Annotated in this window: 21 protein-coding genes; 12 read left to right on the top strand and 9 right to left on the bottom strand. The window is 68.6% G+C overall.

Annotation, left to right across the window (positions count from 1 at the left end; all coding sequences use genetic code 11):
• The first annotated feature begins 80 nt into the window (after nucleotides 1-80).
• The 11 genes from AB6732_RS07585 to secG all read left to right on the top strand — a co-directional run bounded on the left by AB6732_RS07585 (nucleotide 81) and on the right by secG (nucleotide 11,115).
• Entirely contained in the window at nucleotides 81-875 is a 795-nt protein-coding gene (locus AB6732_RS07585) for an HAD hydrolase-like protein (protein WP_370959359.1), read from the top strand.
• Nucleotides 862-1,530 (top strand): 1-acyl-sn-glycerol-3-phosphate acyltransferase, encoded by a 669-nt coding sequence (locus AB6732_RS07580; RefSeq protein ID WP_107002409.1) that lies wholly within the window; start codon nucleotides 862-864, stop codon nucleotides 1,528-1,530. The genes AB6732_RS07585 and AB6732_RS07580 overlap by 14 nt, the downstream gene beginning before the upstream one ends.
• Nucleotides 1,531-1,550: 20 nt before the next feature.
• Nucleotides 1,551-3,608, top strand: coding sequence for an excinuclease ABC subunit UvrC (gene uvrC, locus AB6732_RS07575; protein ID WP_370959358.1), 2,058 nt, complete (start codon nucleotides 1,551-1,553; stop codon nucleotides 3,606-3,608).
• A gap of 86 nt (nucleotides 3,609-3,694) precedes the next feature.
• Complete coding sequence (rapZ, locus tag AB6732_RS07570) at nucleotides 3,695-4,624, top strand: RNase adapter RapZ (RefSeq protein ID WP_082724078.1); 930 nt, start codon at nucleotides 3,695-3,697, stop codon at nucleotides 4,622-4,624.
• Nucleotides 4,624-5,640, top strand: a complete 1,017-nt coding sequence (yvcK, locus tag AB6732_RS07565; protein ID WP_370959357.1) for a uridine diphosphate-N-acetylglucosamine-binding protein YvcK — start codon at nucleotides 4,624-4,626, stop codon at nucleotides 5,638-5,640. The genes rapZ and yvcK overlap by 1 nt, the downstream gene beginning before the upstream one ends.
• A gap of 8 nt (nucleotides 5,641-5,648) precedes the next feature.
• Nucleotides 5,649-6,629, top strand: a complete 981-nt coding sequence (gene whiA, locus AB6732_RS07560) for a DNA-binding protein WhiA (protein WP_066212828.1) — start codon at nucleotides 5,649-5,651, stop codon at nucleotides 6,627-6,629.
• 160 nt (nucleotides 6,630-6,789) lie between these two features.
• Nucleotides 6,790-7,416, top strand: coding sequence for a superoxide dismutase (locus AB6732_RS07555; protein ID WP_066212825.1), 627 nt, complete (start codon nucleotides 6,790-6,792; stop codon nucleotides 7,414-7,416).
• Nucleotides 7,417-7,690: 274 nt separating this feature from the next.
• Nucleotides 7,691-8,701, top strand: coding sequence for a type I glyceraldehyde-3-phosphate dehydrogenase (gap, locus tag AB6732_RS07550; RefSeq protein WP_307496763.1), 1,011 nt, complete (start codon nucleotides 7,691-7,693; stop codon nucleotides 8,699-8,701).
• A gap of 10 nt (nucleotides 8,702-8,711) precedes the next feature.
• On the top strand, nucleotides 8,712-9,938 hold the full coding sequence (pgk, locus tag AB6732_RS07545) for a phosphoglycerate kinase (protein ID WP_370959356.1): 1,227 nt from the start codon (nucleotides 8,712-8,714) through the stop codon (nucleotides 9,936-9,938).
• A gap of 81 nt (nucleotides 9,939-10,019) precedes the next feature.
• Entirely contained in the window at nucleotides 10,020-10,820 is an 801-nt protein-coding gene (tpiA, locus tag AB6732_RS07540; protein WP_370959355.1) for a triose-phosphate isomerase, read from the top strand.
• Between the two features lie 40 nt (nucleotides 10,821-10,860).
• The gene (gene secG / locus AB6732_RS07535; protein ID WP_066212811.1) at nucleotides 10,861-11,115 is read left to right on the top strand and encodes a preprotein translocase subunit SecG; all 255 of its coding nucleotides are present in this window, start codon (nucleotides 10,861-10,863) and stop codon (nucleotides 11,113-11,115) included.
• Between the two features lie 171 nt (nucleotides 11,116-11,286).
• On the opposite strand, the gene pgl is transcribed toward secG, so the two are convergent.
• The 6 genes from pgl to tkt are packed head-to-tail and all read right to left on the bottom strand — an operon-like array spanning nucleotide 11,287 to nucleotide 19,556.
• Nucleotides 11,287-12,105 carry a 6-phosphogluconolactonase gene (pgl, locus tag AB6732_RS07530; protein WP_370959354.1) on the bottom strand — a complete coding sequence of 273 codons (819 nt, stop codon included), beginning with the start codon at nucleotides 12,103-12,105 and terminating at the stop codon, nucleotides 11,287-11,289.
• Nucleotide 12,106: 1 nt separating this feature from the next.
• Nucleotides 12,107-13,033 (bottom strand): glucose-6-phosphate dehydrogenase assembly protein OpcA, encoded by a 927-nt coding sequence (locus AB6732_RS07525; RefSeq protein ID WP_370959353.1) that lies wholly within the window; start codon nucleotides 13,031-13,033, stop codon nucleotides 12,107-12,109.
• Nucleotides 13,030-14,586 (bottom strand): glucose-6-phosphate dehydrogenase, encoded by a 1,557-nt coding sequence (gene zwf, locus AB6732_RS07520; RefSeq protein ID WP_066212804.1) that lies wholly within the window; start codon nucleotides 14,584-14,586, stop codon nucleotides 13,030-13,032. The genes AB6732_RS07525 and zwf overlap by 4 nt, the downstream gene beginning before the upstream one ends.
• Before the next feature lie 44 nt (nucleotides 14,587-14,630).
• Complete coding sequence (locus tag AB6732_RS07515) at nucleotides 14,631-16,253, bottom strand: glucose-6-phosphate isomerase (RefSeq protein ID WP_370959352.1); 1,623 nt, start codon at nucleotides 16,251-16,253, stop codon at nucleotides 14,631-14,633.
• A gap of 7 nt (nucleotides 16,254-16,260) precedes the next feature.
• Nucleotides 16,261-17,376, bottom strand: a complete 1,116-nt coding sequence (tal, locus tag AB6732_RS07510; protein WP_370959351.1) for a transaldolase — start codon at nucleotides 17,374-17,376, stop codon at nucleotides 16,261-16,263.
• 59 nt (nucleotides 17,377-17,435) lie between these two features.
• Nucleotides 17,436-19,556, bottom strand: coding sequence for a transketolase (gene tkt / locus AB6732_RS07505; protein WP_370959618.1), 2,121 nt, complete (start codon nucleotides 19,554-19,556; stop codon nucleotides 17,436-17,438).
• Nucleotides 19,557-20,024: 468 nt separating this feature from the next.
• Here tkt and AB6732_RS07500 point away from each other — a divergent pair, with 468 nt between their 5' ends.
• The gene (locus tag AB6732_RS07500) at nucleotides 20,025-20,987 is read left to right on the top strand and encodes a heme o synthase (RefSeq protein ID WP_370959617.1); all 963 of its coding nucleotides are present in this window, start codon (nucleotides 20,025-20,027) and stop codon (nucleotides 20,985-20,987) included.
• Nucleotides 20,988-21,250: 263 nt separating this feature from the next.
• Here AB6732_RS07500 and AB6732_RS07495 read toward each other — a convergent pair whose 3' ends face one another.
• From AB6732_RS07495 to AB6732_RS07485, 3 genes are read right to left on the bottom strand one after another with little or no spacing between them, the layout of a single operon-like run.
• Entirely contained in the window at nucleotides 21,251-22,195 is a 945-nt protein-coding gene (locus AB6732_RS07495; protein WP_370959350.1) for a heme A synthase, read from the bottom strand.
• A 31-nt stretch (nucleotides 22,196-22,226) separates the two neighbouring features.
• A complete protein-coding gene (locus AB6732_RS07490; RefSeq protein WP_370959349.1) occupies nucleotides 22,227-23,027 on the bottom strand; it encodes an ABC transporter permease in 801 nt (266 codons plus the stop codon).
• Nucleotides 23,024-24,061, bottom strand: a complete 1,038-nt coding sequence (locus AB6732_RS07485; protein WP_370959616.1) for an ABC transporter ATP-binding protein — start codon at nucleotides 24,059-24,061, stop codon at nucleotides 23,024-23,026. The genes AB6732_RS07490 and AB6732_RS07485 overlap by 4 nt, the downstream gene beginning before the upstream one ends.
• Nucleotides 24,062-24,226: the final 165 nt, after the last annotated feature.

Genomic DNA, 24,226 nt, shown 5'->3' with positions numbered 1-24,226 from the left:
ACGGCATACATCGGCCCGAAGCATGCCGTGTGGCGCATGGGTGTTTTCTGTCCATGCGCCCGGCATGAGAAACTACCTCGGTGACTCTCGCTCAAGCTGCCGTGCTCTTCGACCTGGACGGGACCCTCATCGATCCCGCGGGCGGGATCACCGGCGGAATCGCTGCGGCTCTCCAGGAGGCGGGCCTTCCCATTCCATCCGATCAGGCGCTGCAGGCGATGGTCGGCCCCCGCCTGAGCCATGCTCTGCAGGAGTTCGCGGGGGTGCCGGAACAGCGGGTCGATGAGGTCATCGCCCTCTACCGGCGTCATTACCGGACGACAGGGATGGCGGCCAGCCGGGTTTACCCCGGCATACGCGAGACTCTGGCGGAACTCCGTGCGCGAGGATACGCCCTCGCAGTGGCCACCCAGAAGCCCCGCACCCTGGCGCTTGAACTGCTCGGCCTGCATGGCCTGGTGGAATCCTTCGACACTGTTCAAGGCTCCTCGGACGATGAGAGCGCCCAGGGCCCCGGCCACGGGGTGCCTCTCGGCAAGCAGCAGATCATCGCCGCGGCGCTCGAGGAGCTGGGAGCCCCGGCATCCGCGGTGATGGTGGGGGACCGGTACCAGGATGTCGAGGGCGCGACGGCGAACGGTCTGCCGTGCATCGGCGTCGCCTGGGGTTTCGCCGTAGAGGGTGAATTGGAACGTGCGGGGGCGGCCTCGGTGGTCTCCTCCACCGAGGAGCTGCTCCGTGGACTGCCCGGCCCCGCCGGTGCGCACTCCGGTGAGCCACCGCTCGCCGGACGGGAAGCGGCGGCCACGGTGGCCGTCTTCGGGGGAGCAGTGGTTGATGGAGCAGCGGAGGAAGAAGACCATGGCCGTATTTGACGCAGTTCGCTTCACCACCCGGACCCTCATCAAAGGCACGTGCCGCCCGACGGTCACCGGCCTGGAGAACGTCCCGACCGATGGCCCGTTCATCGTGGCGCCGAATCACCTCTCGTTCTTCGACAGCGTGATCGTGCAGGCTCTCATGCCCCGCCCGGTGGCCTTCTTCGCGAAGGCGGAGTACTTCACGGGAACCGGCGTGAAGGGCAAGGCCATGAAGGCGTTCTTCGAGTCGGTCGGGTCCATCCCGGTGGAACGCGGCGAGCAGGCTGCCAGCGTCCAGGCACTCAAGACGCTGCTGGACATCCTGGAGAACGGCAACGGAGTGGGCATCTACCCGGAGGGCACCCGCTCCCGGGACGGCCTGCTGTACCGCGGCCGGACCGGTGTCGGCTGGCTCGCGCTGACCACGGGAGCACCCGTGGTGCCCGTCGGACTGATCGGCACGGACAAGCTCCAGCCGGCCGGCAAGAACACGCTCAAGCCGCAGCACTTCACCATGGTCGTGGGCGAGCCGCTGTACTTCGAGAAGACCGGGCCGGACCATTCCCTGCCTGCTCGCCGGCAGGCGACGGACCGCATCATGGACGCCATCGCGGCGCTGAGCGGTCAGGAACGGGCCAGCGGCTACAACCAGGTGCGCACCAGCGAGTGATCTAGAGAAGCGGAGGAGCTATGGCGGATCCGGCCAGCTACCGGCCCAGGACGGGGGAGATCCCCACCGAACCTGGGGTCTACCGCTTCCGTGACCAGCACGGGCGGGTCATCTACGTGGGCAAGGCGAAGAGCCTCCGTTCGCGCCTGAACTCCTATTTCGCCAAACCCGCGGGCCTCACCCCGAAGACCTATGCGATGGTCCACGCCGCATCGAGCGTCGAGTGGACCGTGGTGGGCAGCGAGCTCGAATCCCTCCAGCTGGAATACACCTGGATCAAGGAGTTCAAGCCGCGGTACAACGTCGTGTTCCGCGACGACAAGAGCTACCCCTACCTGGCTGTGACGATGGGGGAGAAATTCCCCCGGGTGCAGGTCATGCGCGGCGAACGCCGGAAGGGCGCCAAGTACTTCGGCCCGTACACGGCCGGAGCCATCCGCGAGACCATGGACACCCTGTTGCGCGTGTTCCCGGTCCGGAGCTGCAGCGCCGGGGTGTTCCGGCGCGCCGAGGCCAGTGGCCGGCCGTGCCTGCTCGGATACATCGACAAGTGTTCGGCCCCCTGCGTCGGGCGCATCAGCGAGGAGGACCACCGGGCTCTCGCGGAGGATTTCTGCTCCTTCATGGGCGGCGAGGCCGGGCGCTTCCTCCGCCGCCTCGAGCGCGACATGAAAGACGCCGTCGCGGAGCTCAACTACGAGCAGGCCGCACGGATCCGTGATGACATCGCCGCCATGCGCAAGGTGTTCGAACGCAACGCCGTGGTGCTGGCCGACACGACCGACGCCGACCTCTTCGCCATCCACGAGGACGAGCTCGAGGCCTCCGTCCAGGTGTTCCGCGTCCGCGGCGGCCGGATCCGGTCCCAGCAGGGCTGGGTGGTGGAGAAGGTCGAGGACACCACCCCTGCGGACTTGATCGAGCACCTCCTTCAGCAGGCCTACGGCGAGGAGGCCGGCAACACGGACCGCATCCCCCGGGAGGTCCTCGTCCCGGTGCTGCCGCCGGATCCGGCGCAGCTCGGCGAATGGCTGAGCGGACTCCGGGGCAGCCGTGTGGAGATCCGCGTTCCGCAGCGGGGGGACAAGGCCCAGCTCATGGAGACCGTGCGGACGAACGCCGAGCAGGCCCTCAAACTCCACAAGACGCGCCGGGCCGGGGACATCACGACCCGTTCGCTCGCCATCCAGGAGCTCCAGGAGGCCCTGGAACTCGACGAGCCGCCACTGCGCATCGAGTGCTTCGACATCTCCCACGTCCAGGGCACCAACGTCGTGGGCTCCATGGTGGTGGTCGAGGACGGCCTGCCGCGCAAGAGCGAGTACCGGAAGTTCACCATCACGGGCGCCGCGGCCCATGATGACACCGCCGCCATGGATGACGTCCTGACGCGTCGTTTCAAGGCCTATCTGCGGGACCGCGTCCACGTCCCGGAGACGCTGGGCCGGGCCGACGACGGCGCCGGGCCGGACAGCGCTGGACTGGATGGCGCTGGACAGGACAGCGCCGGGCCGGACAGCGCCTCACCTTCCGCCGCAGCGCCCGAGGAGGCCGCTCTCGGCGCCCCCGTGTCACCCGGCAAGTTCGCCTACCCGCCGAACCTCGTCGTCGTTGACGGCGGCAAGCCCCAGGTGGCGGCTGCCCAGCGTGCGCTTGACGCGCTCGGCATCACCGAGGTGCGGGTGGTCGGTCTGGCCAAGCGCCTCGAGGAGGTCTGGCTGCCGGACAGCGATTTCCCCGTGATCCTGCCGCGTGCCTCGCAGGGGCTCTACCTGCTCCAGCGGATCCGAGACGAAGCCCACCGCTTCGCCATCACCTTCCACCGTCAGCGGCGTGGCAAGGCCATGACGGCGTCGGCGCTGGACGGCGTCCCGGGCCTCGGCGAGAGCAAGCGGAAGGCGCTGCTGTCCCACTTCGGTTCAGTCAAGAAGATGCGGGCTGCCACCGTCGAGGAGCTGTGCGAGGTCAAAGGCATCGGCACGGTCCTGGCCGCCGCCATCCACGCCCACCTCACCCGTGAGAGCGCCGATGAGGTCCCCGCCGTGAACTACACCACCGGTGAGATCCTCGAGCCCTGAGCGACGGGAAAGTTCGCTAGGCTTGAGGCAGCCGCGTCGCCGGGCCGGCGGCGCCGGACGCACTGATCCAAGGAGCAGGAACCCCCATGTCGGACGCAGAAGTGACCAGTCCCGCCGCAGAGGGCGCGGCCCAGGAGCACGGCGCCCAGGAGCACAACGCCGAACTGCTGATCATCACCGGCATGTCCGGCGCGGGGCGCAGCACCGCCGCGGATGCACTGGAGGACCACGGCTGGTACGTCGTGGACAACATCCCGCCGAAGATGCTCAACATGCTCACCGAGATCGTCTCCCACGCCGGGCCGGCGATCCCGAAGCTCGCGGCCGTCGTCGACCTCCGCAGCAAGGGGCTCTCCGCGAACATCCTCGAGTCCCTCAACACGCTGTCCGCGAGCGGCATCAAGTACCAGGTCCTGTTCCTGGACGCCTCGGACGAGGTGCTCGTGCGCCGCTTCGAGCAGGGACGCCGACCGCATCCGCTGCAGAACGGCGGCCGGATCCTGGACGGGATCGCCGCGGAGCGCGAACTGCTCAAGGATCTGCGCCACAAGGCCGACATCGTGCTGGACACCTCCTCGCTGAACGTGCATGGGCTGGCCAGTGCGGTCACCGATCTCTTCACCGACTCGGGGCCCGTGGTCCTCCGTCTCAACGTCATGAGCTTCGGGTTCAAGTACGGCCTGCCCGTGGACGCGAACTACGTCGCCGACGTCCGGTTCCTGCCGAACCCCCACTGGATCCCCGAGCTTCGCCCGCACACGGGCCAGGACGAGGACGTCCGGGACTACGTCCTGGCCGCGTCCGGCGCCGAGGAGTTCCTGGAGAGCTACGTCAAGGCCCTGGAACCCGTCCTGGCGGGCTACCGCCGCGAGAACAAGCACTACGCCACCATCGCGGTCGGCTGCACGGGCGGCAAGCACCGGTCCGTGGCCATGTCGGAGGAGCTGTCGAAGCGCCTCGCCCAGCTGCCCAACGTCACGGTCAACACGAGCCACCGAGACCTGGGGCGCGAATAGTGACGATCTTCACCGGCCAGCTTCCGCTGGTCCCGCCGGGTGGCCGCGCCGCAGCTCAGGATGGCGCCGGTCCCGCCGTGGTCGCCCTGGGTGGCGGCCACGGGCTGTCCGCCACCCTGAGCGCGCTGCGCCTGCTCACCACGTCGCTGACGGCGGTCGTGACCGTGGCCGACGACGGCGGTTCCTCCGGCCGTCTGCGCCAGGACTTCGGCGTCCTCCCGCCCGGCGACCTCCGCATGGCGCTGGCGGCGCTCTGCGACGACACCGACTGGGGACGCACGTGGCGTGACGTCATGCAGCACCGGTTCCGGGGCCGCCCCGGGGGCAGCGGCGCCCTCGACGAGCATGCCATGGGCAATCTCCTCATCATCACGCTCTGGGAGCTCCTGGGTAATCCTGTGGACGGTCTCAAGTGGGCCGGAGCATTGCTGGGCGCACGCGGACAGGTTCTGCCGATGTCCACCGTCCCGCTGACCATCGAGGGGGAGGCGAAGATCCCGGGAGTGGACGGCGAGACCGGCTCGCGCACCATCCGCGGTCAGGCCCAGTGCGCCGTCGCGGGGGAGCTGGAGAACGTCCGGCTCATCCCGCAGGACGCTCCAGCCTGCGCGGAGGCCCTGAGCGCGATCGAACTCGCGGACTGGGTGGTTCTCGGACCGGGGTCCTGGTACACCTCGGTGCTGCCGCATCTGCTGCTGCCGGAGATGCGTTCGGCGCTGGCGAGCACGCCGGCGCGGCGGGCCCTGGCCATGAACCTGACCACCGAGACCAAGGAGACGGTGGGCATGAGCGCCGCCGATCACCTGCGCGTGCTGCGCGAATACGCCCCGGAGGTCGGTTTCGACGTGGTCATCGCGGATCCGGATTCCGTGGGCGACCGCGAGGAGTTCGCCGCCGAGGCCGGCCGCCTGGGAGCAGAAGTCCATCTGGCCACCGTCCGGAGCCCGCGCTCCGCCGCGGTGCACGACCCGCTGCGGCTGGCCACCGCCTATCACGAAGTTTTCAACAGGAAATAGGAGCACGTGTGGCGCTGACTGCATCCGTCAAGGAAGAACTGTCCCGGCTGGACGTGAAGAAGGTCTCGGAACGCAAGGCCGAGGTGTCCGCTCTGCTGCGCTTCGCCGGGGGACTGCACATCATCTCCGGCAGGATCGTGATCGAGGCTGAAGTGGACCTCGCCGCCACCGCGCGCCGGCTCCGGGCCGCCATCTTCGAGGTGTACGGCCATCAGAGCGAGATCATCGTGGTGTCCGGGGGCGGCCTGCGGCGGGGCTCGCGGTACGTCGTGCGCGTGGTCGTGGACGGTGAGTCGCTGGCCCGCCAGACCGGGCTGCTGGACTCCCGCGGGCGCCCCGTGCGGGGGCTGCCGCCCGTCGTCGTGAACGGCTCAGCGGCGGATGCCGAAGCCGTCTGGCGCGGCGCCTTCCTGGCCCACGGCTCCCTGACCGAACCGGGCCGGTCCTCCGCTCTCGAGATCACCTGCCCCGGACCGGAGGCCGCCCTGGCCCTGGTGGGCTCCGCCCGCCGGCTGGGCCTGGCCGCGAAGGCGCGTGAGGTGCGCGGCGTGGACCGCGTCGTGATCCGCGACGGCGACACCATCGCCGCGCTGCTCACCCGCATGGGCGCGCACGACGCCCTCATGGTCTGGGAGGAGCGCCGCATGCGCAAGGAGGTGCGTGCCACCGCGAACCGCCTGGCGAACTTCGATGACGCCAACCTCCGCCGCTCGGCGCAGGCCGCCGTCGCCGCCGGCGCGCGCGTGGAGCGCGCCCTCCACATCCTGGGGGAAGACGTGCCGGACCACCTCAAGTACGCTGGTGAATTGAGGGTGGCCCACAAGAACGCGAGCCTCGACGAGCTCGGCCGGCTGGCCGACCCGCCCATGACGAAGGACGCGATCGCGGGGCGCATCAGGCGTCTGCTGGCCATGGCGGACAAGCGTGCCGCCGAACTCGGCATCCCGAGTACGGAGGCGAATGTGACAGCCGAGATGCTGGACGAATAGACAAAAGCCCTGGTCGTCACATGAAGTAGTGCGTGGAATGCCCGGGCCGGTCGCGGTGTTGTGCCAGCCAGGGGCCATGCCTCACAGATTTCCGGGGAGCGATTCCCGGATTGACAACAAGTCAACACAAGGACCCGTGTCCTAACGTTTGGAGGAATCAGTGTCTGAGTACGTACTCCCGGAACTGGGCTACGACTACGCGGCGCTCGAGCCGTACATCTCGGCTCGCATCATGGAGCTGCACCACGACAAGCACCACGCTGCCTACGTCGCCGGCGCCAATGCCGCACTGGCCGGTCTCGCCGAAGCCCGTGAAAAGAACGACTTCGCCAACATCAACCGACTCTCCAAGGATCTGGCGTTCCACACCGGTGGCCACACCAACCACTCCGTGTTCTGGAAGAACCTCTCCCCGGACGGAGGCGACAAGCCCGAAGGTGAGCTGGCCGCCGCGATCGATGACGCCTTCGGCTCCTTCGACGCCTTCCGTGCGCAGTTCACCGCTGCGGCTCTCGCGCTGCAGGGTTCCGGCTGGGCCTTCCTCGCCTACGAGCCCATCGGCGGCAACCTGCTCATCGAGCAGCTCTACGATCAGCAGGGCAACGTCGCCGTCGGCACCACCCCGCTGCTCATGCTCGACATGTGGGAGCACGCCTTCTACCTGGACTACGTGAACGTCAAGGCCGACTACGTCAAGGCGTTCTGGAACATCGTGAACTGGGCCGATGTGGCCGAGCGCTTCGAGGCGGCCCGCAACGGCGCCTCCAAGCTGATCACCCTGTCCTGATCACCCTGGAAATCGAGCCCCGTCCGGCCTGCCGGGCGGGGCTTTTCCGTGCCGTAATATAGCTCACTTTTGCCGCTCGCCCCGCGCGGTCACTTGCCCCGGACGCCCGCATTAAACGTAAGATAGATCACGGAAGGCCTCGTGCCTTCAGCAACGTGGCTGCGAGTCCTTTCACAACGGTAATTCTCTCTGCCCAATGGCGTGCGGGGTCTGTATGTCGGACCTGGTCCGACTCGATACGTGCGTCGTCGTGGCGCATGAAGGAGATTGCACAGTGACCACCCGTATTGGCATCAACGGCTTCGGCCGTATCGGCCGTAACTACTTCCGTGCAGCCCTCGCGCAGGGTGCGGACCTGGAAATCGTCGCCGTCAACGACCTGACCAGCCCGGAAACCCTGGCTCACCTGCTCAAGTACGATTCGGTCACTGGCCGTCTGGGCGTCTCCGTCGAGGTCCAGGATGGGGACCTCGTGGTCGACGGCAAGCACATCAAGGTGCTCGCCGAGCGCGATCCCGCCAACCTGCCCTGGGGCGAGCTGGGTGTCGACATCGTCATCGAGTCCACCGGTTTCTTCACCAAGGCCGCCGACGCCAAGAAGCACATCGAGGCGGGCGCCAAGAAGGTCCTGATCTCCGCTCCGGCTTCGGACGAGGACATCACGATCGTCATGGGCGTGAATGACGAGCTCTACAACAATGAAGAGCACAACATCATCTCCAACGCCTCCTGCACCACCAACTGCCTGGGCCCGCTGGCCAAGGCCATCAACGACGCCTTCGGCATCGAGCGTGGCCTCATGACCACGATCCACGCCTACACCGCGGACCAGAACCTGCAGGACGGCCCCCACAAGGATCCACGCCGTGCCCGCGCCGCCGCCATCAACATGGTCCCGACCTCCACCGGCGCCGCCAAGGCCATCGGCCTGGTCTTGCCCGAGCTGAAGGGCAAGCTGGACGGTTTCGCCGTGCGCGTCCCGGTCCCCACCGGTTCCGCCACCGACCTGACCGCCACGCTGTCCCGTGAGGTCACCGTGGAAGAGGTCAACGCGGCCGTCAAGGCGGCTTCCGAGTCCGGCCCGCTCAAGGGCTACCTGACCTACACCGAGGACCCCATCGTGTCCTCGGACATCGTCACCGACCCGGCCTCCTCGATCTTCGACGCCGGCCTCACCAAGGTGATCGGCAACCAGGTCAAGGTCGTCTCCTGGTACGACAACGAGTGGGGCTACTCGAACCGTCTCGTCGACCTCACCAAGCTGGTCGCGTCCAAGCTGGGCTAAGCTCTAAATCATGACGTCTCACACCCTCAACGAGCTCCTCGCTGAAGGTGTCCGCGGGCGGCACGTTCTGGTCCGAAGTGACCTGAACGTGCCGCTCGACGGCTCTTCAGTGACAGACGACGGCCGCATCCGCGCCTCTCTCCCGGTCCTTCAGAAGCTGGTCGACGGCGGCGCCCGCGTCCTCGTCTCCGCTCACCTCGGACGCCCCAAGGGCGCCCCCGAGGAGAAGTACTCCCTCAAGCCGGCGGCGGACCGTCTGGCCGAACTGGCCGGCTTCCCGGTCAGCCTCGCCGCGGACACCGTGGGCGCTTCGGCGCAGGACCTGTCCGCGAAGCTCGCGGACGGCGAGGTCCTGGTGCTGGAGAACGTGCGCTTCGATCCGCGCGAGACCAGCAAGGACGACGCCGAGCGCCAGGCCTTCGCGGCTGAACTCGCCGCGCTGACCGGCGAGAACGGCGCGTACGTGGACGATGCCTTCGGCGCCGTGCACCGCAAGCACGCCAGCGTCTATGACATCGCCACGATCCTCCCGTCCTACCAGGGTGACCTGGTCAAGACCGAGGTGGACGTCCTGCAGAAGCTGACCGCTTCCCCGGAGCGCCCCTACGTGGTGGTCCTGGGCGGTTCCAAGGTCTCCGACAAGCTGGCGGTCATCGACAACCTCATCGGCAAGGCGGACACGCTCCTGGTGGGTGGCGGCATGCTGTTCACCTTCCTGGCCGCAGCGGGGCACAAGGTCGGATCCAGCCTTCTGGAGGAGGATCAGATCCCGGTGGTCCAGGACTACCTGGCCCGCGCCGAAGCCGCAGGCAGCCGCTTCGTGGTGCCGACCGACGTCGTGGTCGCGAGCCGCTTCGCCGCGGACGCCGAGCATGAGGTCGTTCCCGCGAGTGCCATCGAGGAGAGCGCGTTCGGCGCCTCCGGCATCGGCCTGGACATCGGACCGGACACCGCGGCTGCTTTCGCCGAGCACATCCGCGGCGCCAAGACGGTCTTCTGGAACGGTCCCATGGGCGTCTTCGAGTTCGAGGCGTTCTCTCAGGGCACCCGGGCGATCGCCCAGGCCCTCACGGAGACCGACGGCTTCACGGTGGTCGGCGGTGGCGACTCCGCCGCGGCCGTCCGCACCCTCGGCTTCGCCGACGAACAGTTCGGCCACATCTCCACCGGTGGCGGCGCGAGCCTGGAGTACCTTGAAGGCAAGGAACTTCCCGGTCTGAGCGTTCTGGACCGCTGAGGAACCGGAAAGGCCGCGGCGCCGAGCCGCGGCCTTTCCCGTCCCACCCACTTCATCCCCTCGACAGTCACGGAGGCCATTGTGACCACCACCCCCGAGCGCACGCCGCTCATCGCCGGCAACTGGAAGATGAACATGGACCACCTGCAGGGCATCGCGCTCCTGCAGAAGCTGGCCTGGACCCTGGAGGACAAGAAGCACGACTACCAGCGTGTCGAGGTGGCCGTGTTCCCGCCGTTCACCGATCTGCGCGGCGTCCAGACCCTGGTGCAGGGCGATGACCTGGACATCGCGTACGGTGGCCAGGACCTCTCGCAGTACGACTCGGGCGCCTACACCGGCGACATCTCCGGTGACTTCCTGAACAAGCTGGGCTGCCGCTACGTCCTGGTGGGCCACAGTGAGCGCCGCACCATCCACGGCGAGAGCGACGAGGTCCTCAACGCCAAGGTGCAGGCCGCCTACCGTCACTCGCTCGTGCCGGTGCTCTGCGTGGGCGAAGGGCTCGAGATCCGTCAGGCCGGCACGCACGTCGAGCACACGCTGACGCAGCTCCGCGCCGACGTCGCGGGTCTCAGCGCCGAGCAGGCCGCCGAACTCGTGGTCGCGTACGAGCCCGTCTGGGCCATCGGCACCGGTGAGGTCGCCGGCCCCGAGGATGCTCAGGAGATGTGCCAGGCGATCCGCGCCGAACTCACCGAGCTCTTCGGCGCGGAGGTGGCTGCGAAGACCCGCCTGCTGTACGGCGGTTCGGTGAAGGCCGCCAACGCCGCCGCGATCCTGGGCCAGGCCGACGTCGACGGCGTGTTGGTCGGCGGTGCCAGCCTGGATGCAGCTGAGTTTGCTAACATTGTCAGGTTCGAGGAGCACGCCGGCGCCTAGCCGGCAGCGTTCCTCACCTCATCGACGCAGAAAGGCCGTTGTGGGCGTTCTCCAAGTCATCCTGCAGATCCTCCTGGGAGTGACGAGCTTCCTCCTCACTCTCCTGATCCTCCTGCACAAGGGCCGCGGTGGCGGTCTGTCCGACATGTTCGGCGGCGGTATGACTTCCGGCCTGAACTCTTCCGGTGTCGCCGAGCGGAACCTCAACCGCTTCACGGTGATCCTGGGCGTGACCTGGGCCGTGGTGATCATCGGCCTGGGCCTGATCATGAAGTTCAACGGCGCTGCCAGCTGATCGGCTGCAGCGACTCGGAAGGCCCCCGGCATAGCGCCGGGGGCCTTCGTCGTTTAAGGCACTTCTCATTCACGGAGGTCTGCTGCCGCCCGGACACGGAAATGACGAAGGGTTGGTGAGCCACGGCTCACCAACCCTTCGTTCGTCTCTGCTGTACGTCTCCGCCGTGCGTCAGAGCCCGCGGGGCTCCTTGTGCACCAGGTTCTCGGGGACCTTGGCGGCGGCGGCCTCGTCGATCAGCCACAGGGTACGGTTGCGGCCCCGGGGACCGGCAGCCGGGACCTGTACGGTGCCGGCGCCGGCCAGGGCGAGCCCGACGGCTCCGGCCTTGTCATCGCCGGCCACGACCATCCAGACCTCATCCGCCGTGTTGATGGCGGGCAGGGTCAGGGAGATCCGCTGCGGCGGCGGCTTGGGGGAGTCATGGACGCCCACCACGAGGGCCTCGTTCTCACGGATGCCGGCCATTTCCGGGAAGAGGGACGCGACGTGCGCGTCCGGGCCGACGCCGAGCAGGAGGACGTCGAAACGGGGGAGCGCCGCCGGGACATCGGGGCGCTGATCCGAATAGTCCGCGGCGTGCTCGGCCGCGGCCGCCTCGGCCAGACGGCGCGCGTAGTCAGCCGCGGCGTCGTCGACCGAGTCGAACTCGTCCGACGAGCCCGGCACGTGCACGCGGGCGGGATCCAGGTCCAGGCGGTCCAGGAGCGCCTTGTGCGCCTGGACGGCGTTGCGGTCCGAGTCCTCGGCGCCCACGAAACGCTCGTCACCCCACCAGAAGTTGACCCGGCGCCAGTTGACGGCCGGGGCGGCCGCCGACTCGGCGACGGCACGCAGCGTGCCGATGCCCACGGTGCCGCCCGTGAGGACCACCGTGGCCTCCCCGAACCGGTCCTGGGCATCGACCAGTTTGGTGACCAGCCGGGCGGCGATGGCCGCCATCAGGACCTGTGAGTCGGGATGGACGCTCACCCGTGGTTCGTGGGTCATCTCAGGCACTCCTTTGCGCGATTCGAGGCAATCCTTCGGTCAATACTTCCCCGAAGACCTCGTCCGGGTCCAGCCGGCGCAGTTCCTCGGCGAGGCAGTCCTGAAGGCCACGGCGCGGGAGGGAGATCCGCTGCAGGGGCTGATCGGGCTGGCTCAGTTCCGCCACGGTGGTGCCCGGGCGGTGCAGCTGGACGTCTCCGGACGGGCGCCGGATCAGCACGCGGCGGATGCCGGTGCCGGCAGGGTCCTCGATGATCCTCACGGGGACGTCGAAGGCCAAGGCGAGCCACGAGGCGAGCAGGAGAGTGCTCGCGGAGTCGCTGGCGCCCTCCACCTCGACCTCGGTGACGGGAGTGTCGTCGACCTGGTCGAAGGCGGCCGCGAGCTGGATGCGCCAGTTGGTCAGACGCGTCCACGCCAGGTCGGTGTCACCTGCCTGGTACGTGCGCCGGATGTTGTCCAACGCCGCCACCGGATCCGCCTCGTTCGCGGAATCGGTGATGCGACGGTGGGCGATGCGGCCGATGGACGTCCCGGAGGCGTCCTCCGGGGCTCCGTGCGGCCACCAGGCGACGATCGGGGCGTCCGGCAGCAGGAGGGCGGACACGAGGGATTCGCTCTCCTCAGAGAGGCGTCCGTAGCCGCGCAGCACGATCACCTCGGAAGCGCCGGCGTCGCCGCCGACCCGGATCTCCGCGTCCAGGCGGTCCGGCTCCTCGGCGCCCGCGTCCGCGAGCACGATGATGCGGCACGGGTGTTCGCGGCTGGCCTCATTGGCCGCCTGGATGGCTTCGTCCTCGAGTCCGTTGCGGGTGAGGACCACCAGGGTGAGCACACGGCCGAGGGCGATGACGCCGCCCTGTTCCCGCAGCTTGGTGATCTCCTTGGAGATCTTGGAGGTGGTGGTGTTGGGAAGTTCGACGATCATGGCCTTCTCCAGGTGCGTCCGTCACGGGCCAGGAGCTCGTCCGCGGAGGACGGACCCCAGCTGCCCGGGGCATACGGTTCGGGTTGTTCCTCCAGGCTGGCCCAGTACTCCTCGAACGGATCGAGGATCTTCCAGGACAGCTCCACCTCCTGGTGACGCGGGAAGAGCGGCGGCTCGCCCAGCAGGACGTCCAGGATGAGGCGCTCGTACGCCTCGGGGCTGGACTCGGTGAAGGAGTGGCCGTAGCCGAAGTCCATCGAGACGTCACGGACCTCCATCTGCGTGCCCGGGACCTTGGAACCGAAGCGGATGGTGGCGCCCTCATCGGGCTGGACGCGGATCACCACGGCGTTCTGTCCGAAGTCCTCGTCGCCGTTCTCGCGGAACAGCAGGTTCGGGGCCTTCTTGAAGACGACGGCGATCTCGGTCACGCGTCGCCCCAGACGCTTGCCTGTGCGCAGGTAGAACGGCGCACCGGCCCAGCGACGGGTGTTGATGTCCACCCGGATCGCGGCGAAGGTCTCCGTGGTGGAGTCCGCCGGGATGCCTTCCTCCTCCAAGTAGCCGAGGACTTCCTCGCCACCCTGCAGACCGCCGGAGAACTGGCCCCGGGCGGAGTGCGTGGACAGGTCATCCGGCAGCTTGACGGCTGCCAGGACCTTCTCCTTCTCCGCGCGGAGATCTTCGGCGTTGAAGGAGATGGGCTCCTCCATGGCCGTCAGCGCGAGGAGCTGCAGGAGGTGGTTCTGGATGACATCGCGGGCCGCGCCCACGCCGTCGTAGTAGCCCGCACGGCCACCGGTGCCGATGTCCTCGGCCATGGTGATCTGCACGTGGTCCACGTAGTTGGCGTTCCAGATCGGCTCGAAGAGCTGATTGGCGAAGCGGAGCGCCAGGATGTTCTGGACGGTCTCCTTGCCGAGGTAGTGGTCGATGCGGAACACCGAGTCCGGCGGGAAGACGGACTCGACGATGTCGTTCAGGGCGCGGGCCGACTCGAGGTCGTGGCCGAACGGCTTCTCGATGACGACGCGGCGCCAGGTGCCCGGCTCGGCCTGGGCCAGGCCGTGCTTGGACAGCTGGGTGCAGACGAGTTCGAAGGCCTTCGGCGGGATGGAGAGGTAGAACGCGTGGTTGCCGCGCGTGCCCCGTTCCCGGTCGAGTTCTTCGATGGTGGCCTTGAGACGTTCGAAGGCCTCGTCGTCGTCGAATTCACCCTGCACGAAGCGGATGCCGAGCGACAGCTGGTCCCAGACCCGCTGATCGAAGGGCGTGCGGCAGTGCTGCTTGACGGATTCGAGGACCTCGGCGGCAAAGTCCTCGTTCTCCCACTGGCGGCGGGCGAAGCCCACCAGGGCGAAGCTGGGAGGGAGGAGCCCACGGTTGGCCAGGTCGTACACGGCCGGCATGAGCTTCTTACGGGCGAGGTCACCCGTGACACCGAAGAGGACAAGGGAGGACGGACCGGCAATCCGGCTCAGACGGCGGTCCCGCGGATCCCGCAAGGGGTTCCGGAGACCGCCGTTCTGGGCGCCAGGTTCACGTGTTGGCATTGTGCTTGAGGAGCCTTAGCGATATGGAGGGATGGGTTCTGGGCTCAGCGGCCCAGGTTGTTGACGATGTCCAGGAGCTGACGCACACCGGCCGCGCGGTCGGTGAGGTGCAGCCGGAGGACGGGGACGCCGTGGTCGGTGAGGACCTGGGCGTCGCCTGCGGCCTGAGCCGAGATCAGCTGTCCGAAGGTGAACGGCCTCTCCGGGATGACCACGTCCGTGGAGCTGTCCGCCGTGATCTGAAGGAACACGCCTTCGGCGGGGCCGCCCTTGTGGAACTGGCCGGTGGAGTGCAGGAAGCGCGGACCCCAGCCGAACGTCACGGGACGCCCGGTCACGGCCACGAGCGGATTGCGCACCGCCTCGAGCTGCGGGTAGGCGAGACGGTCCAGGTAGGCCTGGACGCTCACGTACCCGCGGTCACCCAGGCGGCCCAGCAGGGCCTTGAGGGCGGACTCGACGGTCTCGTTGACCTCCGCCTCGGCCAGCCACTCGCCGCCGCGCACCTCGATGGCGCCGTCGGTGAAGTCGGCGGGAACCGGCTCCGGGCGGGCGTCGAGCAGACCGCGTGCGGCGACCTTGGCGGCTTCCACATCGGGCTGGTCGTAGGGATTGATGCCGAGGAGGCGACCCGCGACGGCGACTGCGAACTCCCAGACGACCATCTGCGCAGCCAGCCCACCGGCGATCTCGACCTCGTTGCCGGTGGCGGCCGCGTCGTCGTCATCGGGGGAGACGAGGCGGACCACCAGGACGTCAGGCGCGTCCAGGGACAGCTCCGGGGCATCCGCCGGCGCGACGACGGGCAGCAGGCCCTTGCCGCTCTTGCCGGTGGACTCGGCGATCAGCTGCTCCGCCCAGTCGGCGAAACCGACGATGCCGGAGCCGTTGTCCACGATCACGATCTTGTTCCGGAGCGGCTCGGTGCCACCGAGGGCGGCGCCGAGCGCGAGGCCGATGTTGTCCGTGTCGTCCTCGTTGAGGATCTCGAGGGTGTCCTCGGCCTCGTCCAGGAGCGCCGCGATGTTCACGCCGGCCAGACCCGACGGCACCAGGCCGAAGGCGGTCAGCGCGGAGAAGCGGCCGCCGACGTTCGGGTCCGCGTTGAAGACGGCCCGGTAGCCGGCGGCACGCGCGGCCTCATCCAGGGGCGAGCCCGGATCGGTCACGATCACCACGCGGCTCTTCGGGTCGATGCCGGCCGCCTCGAACGCCGCCTCGAAAGCGCGGCGCTGCGAGTCGGTCTCGACCGTGGAGCCGGACTTGGAGGACACGACGACGACGGTCCGCTCCAGGCGGTCGGCGAGGGCCGCGGCGACCTGCTCCGGGTCGGTGCTGTCCAGCACCGTGAGCTCGACGCCGGCCGTCGCGGTGATGACCTCGGGGGCCAGCGAGGAGCCGCCCATGCCGCAGAGGACGACGTGGTCGATCCCTTCGGCGTGGAGCTCCTCCCGCAGGCTGACGATCCCGTCCACGAGCGGACGGGAGACCGCCGGGGCCTCCACCCAGCCGAGGCGGATGGAGGACTCGGATTCGGCCTCGGGACCCCACAGGGTGGCGTCCTTGGCGATGATCCGTGTGGCGACGTGGTCTTCGACCAGCTGGTCGATGTGACGGGTCTTGGCGTCGGCGGCCGCACCGGCGGCGTCGTAGCTCAGGGTGCTCATGGAGGGGTCAGCCTTCCTGGGATGCGGTGTTGAGTGCAGCCTGGACGTCGGCCAGCAGTTCCTTCCAGCTGGCGACGAACTTGTCGAGGCCTTCGGTCTCGAGCTTGGCCACGACGTCGCTGTAGGAGACGCCGATCTTCTCGAGCGCGTCCAGGACCTCGTTGGACTCGGCGTAGGTGCCGGTGATGGTGTCACCGGTGACGTCGCCGTGGTCGAAGACGGCATCGAGGGTCTTCTCCGGCATGGTGTTCACCACACCCTGCGCGACGAGCCCCGTGACGTAGAGGGTGTCCGGGTACGCCGGGTCCTTCACGCCGGTGGAGGCCCAGAGCGGGCGCTGCGGACGGGCGCCTGCGGCGGCCAGGACGTTCCAGCGCTCGGTGGAGAAGAGCTCTTCGAAGACCTGGTACGCGAGACGGGCGTTCGCCACGCCGGCCTTGCCCTTGAGGGCGGCGGCCTCATCGGTGCCCAGCGTGTTGAGGCGCTTGTCGATCTCGGTGTCGACGCGGGAGACGAAGAAGGACGCGACGGAGTGGATCTTGGAGAGGTCCAGGCCCTTGGCCTTGGCCTGCTCCAGACCGTTCAGGTAGGCGTTGATGACCGCGCGGTAACGCTCCAGGGAGAAGATCAGGGTCACGTTGACGCTGATGCCCTCGGCGATGGTGGCCGTGATGGCCTCCAGGCCCTCCTGGGTGGCGGGGATCTTGATGTGGACGTTGTCCTTGCCGACCTTGGCGTGCAGTTCCTTCGCCTCGGCGATGGTGCCTTCGGTGTCCCATGCCTTGCGGGGATCGACCTCGATGGAGACACGGCCGTCGACGCCGTCGGTGGCCTTGGCCACCTCGGCGAAGACGTCGCAGGCGTCCGCGACGTCGGACGTGGTGATCTCGAAGACGGCCTTCTCGGCGTCGGCCCCGGCGGCTGCCAGTTCCTTGATCTGCGCGGCGTAGTCCTGGCCACCCGTGATGGCGGCCTGGAAGATGCTCGGGTTGGTGGTCACGCCGACCACGTTCTTCTCGGCGATGAGCTCCTGAAGATTGCCCGTGTTCAGGCGCTTGCGGGAGAGGTCGTCAAGCCAGATGGACACACCGGCGTTGGACAGTTCTGCAGTGGGAGTGCTCATGTTTCAAATTCCTCGGTTCTGTACCTTGTTGCTCTGTACTGGCGTTGCTCGGTGCCGGCTCAGGCGGTGGCGAGCGAGTCCAGGGAGTCCTTCGCGGCGGCGACCACTGCTTCGGTGGTGATGCCGAACTCCTGGAAGAGGCGCTTGTAGTCGGCGGAGGCTCCGAAGTGCTCGAGCGAGATGGAGCGGCCGGCGTCGCCGACGAACTCGCGCCAGGTCAGGGCGAGGCCCGCCTCGACGGAGACGCGTGCGGTCACGGCGGCCGGGAGGACGGCATCCTGGTAGGCGGCGTCCTGCTTCTTGAACCACTCGACACACGGCATCGACACCACGCGGGTCGGGATGCCGTCGGCCTGGAGCGACTCTCGGGCCTCGACGGCCAGCTGGACCTCGGAACCGGTGGCGATCAGGATGACCTCCGGCGTGACGGAGGCGCCGTCGCGGCTGGCTTCGGCCAGGACGTAACCACCGCGGGCGGTGCCGGCCGCGGAGCCGAAGACGTCACCGGCGGCCTCGCCTTCGCCACGGGCGTAGGTCGGGATGTTCTGACGGGTCAGGACGATGCCTGCCGGGTTCTCGTGGTTCTCCAGCATGGTGTGCCAGGCCACGGCGACCTCGTTGGCGTCGCCCGGACGGACGACGTCGAGGCCGGGGATGGCACGCAGGGACGCGAGCTGCTCCACGGGCTGGTGGGTGGGGCCGTCCTCGCCGAGGCCGATGGAGTCGTGCGTCCAGACGTACAGGGACGGCACGCCCATGAGGGCGCCGAGGCGGATGGCGGGGCGCTGGTAGTCCGAGAAGATCAGGAAGGTCCCGGAGAAGGCGCGGGTGTTTCCGGAAAGCGTGATGCCGTTCACGATCGACGCGGCGGCGTGCTCACGGATGCCGAAGTGCAGGACACGGCCGTACGGGTTGCCCTTCCACGCGTTGGTGGAGCGGCCCACGGGGATGAACGACGGCTCGCCCTCCAGCGTGGTGTTGTTGGACTCGGCGAGGTCGGCGGAGCCGCCCCACAGTTCCGGCATGACCGGGCCGATGGCGTTGAGCACCTTGCCGGACGCGGCACGGGTGGAGACGTCCTTGCCGGCCTCGAACACGGGCAGCGCGCCCGAGAGTTCCGAGGGCAGCTCGTGGGCCTCAAGGCGCTTGAGGAGGGCGGCGCCCTCCGGGTTGGCGGCGGCCCAGGCGTCGAACTTCTCCTGCCAGGCCTGGTGAGCGGCGGCGCCGCGCTCCACGACTTCGCGGGCGTGGGCAAGAACCTCGGGGTCCACCTGGAAGGACTTCTCGGGGTCGAAGCCGAGGACCTCCTTGAGGGCGGCGACCTCGCCGGCGCCGAGGGCGGAGCCGTGGATCTTGCCGGTGTTCTGCTTGGTGGGGGCCGGGTAGCCGATGATGGTGCGCAGGGAGATGATGGACGGCTTGCCCGTCTCCGCCTTGGCCGCCTGAAGCGCGTTGTACAGCTCGTGGACGTCCTCGACGTACTCGCCGGTCTTGGTCCAGTCGACGCGCTGGGTGTGCCAGCCGTACGCCTCGTAGCGCTTGAGGACATCCTCGGTGAACGCGATGTCGGTGTCGTCCTCGATCGAGATGTGGTTCTCGTCGTACAGCACGACCAGGTTGCCGAGCTCCTGGAGGCCGGCCAGTGAGGAGGCCTCGGAGGTCACGCCTTCCTGGAGGTCGCCGTCGGAGGCGATGACCCAGATGGTGTGGTCGAACGGCGACTCGCCCTCGGGGGCGTCGGCGTCGAACAGGCCCCGCTCGCGGCGGCCGGAGTAGGCGAAGCCGACGGAGGAGGCGAGGCCCTGGCCGAGCGGGCCCGTGGTGATCTCGACACCGGCGGTGTGCTTGTACTCGGGGTGGCCCGGGGTCAGGGAGCCCCAGGTGCGGAGTGCCTCGAGGTCTTCCAGTGCCAGGCCGTAGCCGGAGAGGAAGAGCTGGATGTAGAGGGTCAGCGAGGTGTGACCGGGGGAGAGGATGAAGCGGTCGCGGCCCACCCAGTCCGGGTTCTTCGGATCGTGTCGCATCAGTTTCTGGAAGAGCAGGTAGGCGGCCGGGGCCAGGCTCATCGCCGTCCCGGGGTGTCCGTTGCCGACCTTCTCCACCGCATCTGCGGCCAGAACGCGAATGGTGTCTACCGCACGCTGGTCGAGATCAGTCCAGGACAGTTGCTGTTCTTCCACTTGTGACACGTAAACCGGGCCCCTTCTCTTGTGTGTTTTCGAGAGTGCGGCCACCCTGCGGTCCCGTGCCCGGGGCACAGCTGTGGCGCCCGCAGCGAGTTCTCCGCGCTCTCGTTCACCATTGAATAACCACCGGCCTGCGCACCCTGTTCCCTCGCTTCGTCGGGGAGTCCGGGGCCGCCAAGCCGAGCTGTGTTCAGCTTAGCCCGATTCCCGGGGGTTCTGGTGGCACCCCCTGGTTTAAGTGTGATTTATGTCAAAGATGAACCCGGGCGAGAGCGGCCTCCCGTTTACCTGGGCCGATGCCGTGAGCCCGGCGACCGCCCGTGGACGGGTCTGGAAGCGTGCCTGCCGGGGCCATGGGGGAGTGGGCGGTAGAATGAGAGGGGCCGGTCCATGCGCGGATCACGGGATTCACCCGCGCCGCAGGACAGGCCAGTCATCAGTCGCGAAGCAGAAACTAAGGTCATCGTCGCCGTGAGCACTTCAGAGTCCGCCCTCCGCACGCCGTCATTGCCGCAGGGAGGCGGTTTCTCCCGCAAGCTGAAGGCGTACGTCGCCCTGACCAAGCCGCGCGTGATCGAGCTGCTGCTGGTCAGCACCTTGCCGACCATGATTTTCGCCCAGCGCGGATTCCCGTCGATCGGCCTCATGGTGGCGACCATGGTGGGCGGCGCCTTCGCGGCCGGCAGCGCCGGCGCCTTCAACTGCTACATCGACCGTGACATCGACAAGGTGATGAAGCGCACCAAGAACCGCCCCCTCGTCACCGGCGAGGTCACGCCCCGGGAAGCGCTCGTCTTTGCGACGCTGCTGGGCATCGCGTCCATCCTGATCCTCTGGGTCGGCGCGAACGGCCTCTCCGCTCTGCTGGGTCTCGGCGCGATCTTCTTCTACGTGGTCATCTACACCCTGATCCTCAAGCGCCGCACCGCGCAGAACATCGTCTGGGGCGGGGCGGCCGGCTGCTTCCCGGTCCTGATCGCCTGGGCCGCCGTGCGGGACACCGTCGAGTGGCCCGCGCTCGTCCTCTTCATGGTGATCTTCCTCTGGACCCCGCCGCATTACTGGCCCCTGTCCATGAAGTACGGCGAGGACTACCGCAAGGCCGAGGTGCCGATGCTCGGCGCCATCGCGGGCGCGAAGGTGGTCTCCGTGCAGGTGGTCCTGTACGCGTGGGCCATGGTGGCCTGTTCGCTGCTCCTGATCCCGGTGGGCGGCGCCGGCTGGGTCTACTCGATCGCCGCGATCCTCTCCGGCGCCTGGTTCCTCTGGGAATCCCACAGCCTGTACAGCCAGGCCCAGGGGGAGAATGTGGACAACAAGCGTGCCATGAAGGTCTTCCACGGCTCGATCAGCTACCTGACCGTGCTGTTCCTGGCCCTCGCCGTGGACCCGTTCGTCGGCGGCCCCCTCATGACGGGCTTCTGACCAGGCAGGCTCAGAGCTGTCCGGTGTGAACTTTCCGGTACGACGAAGGCCCGGCCGTTCGGCCGGGCCTTCGTCGTGTCCGGGGTGCCTCGCCGCCGGTCGGGTGGCGAGGACGTGAGGTGGCGCGGACGGAGCAGCGCGACGGGGCAGCGCGACGGCGGAGCGCGGCCCGCCGTCGTCGTGCGCCTATCGTGAGGCCCAACTCGGCCCTGCCCGGGAGACGACGAAGGCCCCGCCGATGGCGGGGCCTTCAAAGGTGAGGATCAGGCCTTGGGGCTCCAGCGGCTCACGTCCGCGAGGTTCGTGGCCGCGGCCATGAGCAGAGCGCCCACCACCATGTGCGAGCCCACGAGCAGCGGCGGGATGCCGTTGTAGTACTGGACGAACCCGATCGCCGCCTGAAGCAGCGTGACGCCGAGCAGCGTCAGCGCGGCGGTGCGGAACAGCCCCTGGATGCGGTGGCGGAAGGCCAGCACCACTGCCACGAGGACGCCGGCGGTCACGAGATAAGCGGGCACGGCGTGGAAGTGGCTGACCACGTCCCAGTCGAGCCCGTTGCGCGGGGCCTTGGCGTCGCCGGCGTGCGGGCCGGCTCCGGTCACCACCACGCCGAGCACGACGGCGAGAGCGGCGAAGAAGGCCACGGCGGCAGTGAGCGGCGCGGCGATGCCTGGGAGAGCCTCGAGCGTGCGGTTCATGAAGCGACCGGTGCGGCCGTAGGCGCGGTTCACGAGCAGCATGGCGAAGATGACCAACGCCATGGACACGAGGAAGTGCAGGCCGACCACCCAGGGGTTCAGCCCTGAGAGCACGGTGATGCCGCCGATGATCGCCTGGGCCGGGATGCTGGCGAGCAGGCCGAGTGCCAGGACGAAGAGGTCGCGGCGCTCCTTGCGGATCCGCCACAGCGCCACGAGCATGAACAGCGCGACGGCGGCCAGGAGGAAGGTCAGCGTGCGGTTGCCGAACTCGATGATGCCGTGGACGCCCATCTCCGGGGTGTTGACGAGCGACTCGCTCGTGCAGCGCGGCCACGTGGGGCAGCCCAGGCCGGAGGAGGTCAGGCGGACCGCGCCGCCGGTCCCGATGAGGATGATCTGACCGACCAGCGAGGCGATGGACAGCTTGCGGACGCGGCCGTCGACCTCGGTGGGGAGCCGCTCCACGAGACGGTTGATCCGTTCACCCAGAGGGGTGCTGGCATTCATACAGGTACCTCATCCATCGTTACTCGCATCATCAATTCCACTTGAACCATTTCACGGCCAGGACCCCGGCCACCCCGGCCCACAGGACCAGGATGACGACGGCGGCCACGTCCACCGTGCCGTGCAGCAGCGCCGCGCGCAGGGCGTCGCCCAGGGCGCCGGAGGGGAGGAACGGCGCCACTTCGCCGATCAGGCCGGGCAGACGGCCCGGAGGAACCACAACCCCGCCGAGAGCGCCGAGGAGGATCCACAGGAGGTTCGTCAGGGCCAGGGTGGCCTCGGGCCGCACCGTGCCCGCCACGAGGAGGCCAAGTGCGGTGAAGGCCGCGGCGCCCAGGATCAGCAGCGGGATCGCCAGCAGGAGGCCGGCGCCGTTGGGCCGCCAGCCGAGGAACAGGCCTACCACGGAGATCACCACGGTCTGGATCGCCAGCACGGAGAGAACGGCGAGGATCTTGCCGGCGATCAGTCCACCGCGGCCCAGGGGCGTGGTGGACAGGAAACGGAGGACGCCGTAGCGCCGGTCGAAGCCCGTGGAGATGCCCTGTCCCGTGAAGGCCGTGGACATGGTGCAGAGGGCGAGCACGCCGGGGACGGCGATGTCCACGCGGGCGCCCTGCAGATCATCCAGGAGAGGCGTGAAGCGCAAGGCGAAGAGCGCCATGAGCGGCAGGACGATCGCCAGAACCAGCTGCTCGCCGTTGCGGAGCATCGTCAGGGTCTCGTAGCGTCCCTGAGCCAGAACGCGCTGCACGGTGGAGGCAGGGCGCTGGGCGGTGAGCCCGGGGTGGCCCGGGCGCACGCCGTGTGCGGGGGTGCTGCTGGCCGTCATTTCCGGCCTCCGTTCGGGGCGTCGTTCGTCAGGGAGGTGTCCGGCAGGGAGGCCCGCGCGGAGCCGCCGTCGTCCTGGGTCTGCTCCGCGCTGCGGGCGGCGATGTCGAGGAAGACGTCCTCCAGGGTGGAGGAGGACATCGAGAGGCTGCGGGGGAAGACGCCGCCGTCCTCCCAGGCGGTGGCGATGGCGCGCAGATGCGCCGGGGTGCTGATCCCCTCCACGGCGTAGGACCCGGCCCGGGTCTCGGCGATCTCCAGGCCGTCGGGAAGCGCGAAGGTGAGCCCCGGGTCGGCGTCGAAGGTCAGGGTGCGATTCTCGGAGCCCGCGTCGTCGCGGTGCGCGAGCAGCGAGGCGACGGTGCCTTCCGCGACGATCCGCCCGGCGTCGACGATGTAGACGTAGTCCGCCAGGCGCTCGGCGTCGTCCATGAGGTGGGTGGTGAGGACGATGCCCATGCCGGAGTCCCGGAGCTCCTGGATCAGGGTGAAGACCAGCTGTCGCGACTGCGGATCCATGCCTGCGCTCGGCTCATCGAGGAAGAGTACTTCGGGGCGGCCGATGAGTGCGGCGGCGAGGGCGAGTCGCTGTTTCTGGCCGCCGGAGAGCCTGCGCACGGAGGTGCGGGCGAATTCGGCGATGGAGAGGCGCTCCACGAGATCGTCCACGGGCCAGGGATCCTGGTACATGCGGGCGATGTGCTCGAGCAGCGGGATCGGATGCGCGGAGGGCGGCAGGCCGCCGTCCTGGAGCATGACGCCCACCCGGGCGCGGAGCTCGGGACCCGCGGTGTCGGGGTCCTGACCGAGCAGCTCGACGCGCCCGTCCGTCCGGCGCTGGAGGCCCTGGGCGCATTCGAGGGTGGTGGTCTTGCCGGCGCCGTTGACGCCGAGCAGGGCGGTCACCTCGCCGGCGTGGGCGGTCAGGGAGAGGCCGGCGACGACGCGCATCATGCGGCCGTCGAGGGCCGTGACCGGACCGACATCCTTGACGAGGGAATCGATCACGAGGACTGGGGGAGCAGCGGAACGCACCATAGCATTCTACGCGAGGTAGAAGGTGCCTGGAGCGGACCGGAAGGCGGCGTTCCCGTCGTCCCGCCGCGGGCCGGTACGCCCGCTGATCCGGCTCCGGCGAACGATGTGATGGTGGTCTCTGGTCACAATCGACAGGTCAGCCTAGCCTTAGTGGAAGGCGGG

The sequence above is a fragment of the Arthrobacter sp. RCC_34 genome (assembly GCF_041360795.1).
Lineage (GTDB): Bacteria > Actinomycetota > Actinomycetes > Actinomycetales > Micrococcaceae > Arthrobacter_E.
This window is presented reverse-complemented; position numbering and strand designations above follow the sequence as displayed.

Bases quoted from the DNA above. Each gene is read 5' to 3' on its own strand.
- AB6732_RS07580 (WP_107002409.1), top strand. From the start codon at position 862: ATGGCCGTATTTGACGCAGTTCGCTTCACCACCCGGACCCTCATCAAA.
- uvrC (WP_370959358.1), top strand. From the start codon at position 1,551: ATGGCGGATCCGGCCAGCTACCGGCCCAGGACGGGGGAGATCCCCACC.
- rapZ (WP_082724078.1), top strand. From the start codon at position 3,695: ATGTCGGACGCAGAAGTGACCAGTCCCGCCGCAGAGGGCGCGGCCCAG.
- pgk (WP_370959356.1), top strand. From the start codon at position 8,712: ATGACGTCTCACACCCTCAACGAGCTCCTCGCTGAAGGTGTCCGCGGG.
- pgl (WP_370959354.1), bottom strand. From the start codon at position 12,105: ATGACCCACGAACCACGGGTGAGCGTCCATCCCGACTCACAGGTCCTG.
- AB6732_RS07525 (WP_370959353.1), bottom strand. From the start codon at position 13,033: ATGATCGTCGAACTTCCCAACACCACCACCTCCAAGATCTCCAAGGAG.
- zwf (WP_066212804.1), bottom strand. From the start codon at position 14,586: ATGCCAACACGTGAACCTGGCGCCCAGAACGGCGGTCTCCGGAACCCC.
- AB6732_RS07515 (WP_370959352.1), bottom strand. From the start codon at position 16,253: ATGAGCACCCTGAGCTACGACGCCGCCGGTGCGGCCGCCGACGCCAAG.
- tal (WP_370959351.1), bottom strand. From the start codon at position 17,376: ATGAGCACTCCCACTGCAGAACTGTCCAACGCCGGTGTGTCCATCTGG.
- AB6732_RS07495 (WP_370959350.1), bottom strand. From the start codon at position 22,195: ATGAATGCCAGCACCCCTCTGGGTGAACGGATCAACCGTCTCGTGGAG.
- AB6732_RS07490 (WP_370959349.1), bottom strand. From the start codon at position 23,027: ATGACGGCCAGCAGCACCCCCGCACACGGCGTGCGCCCGGGCCACCCC.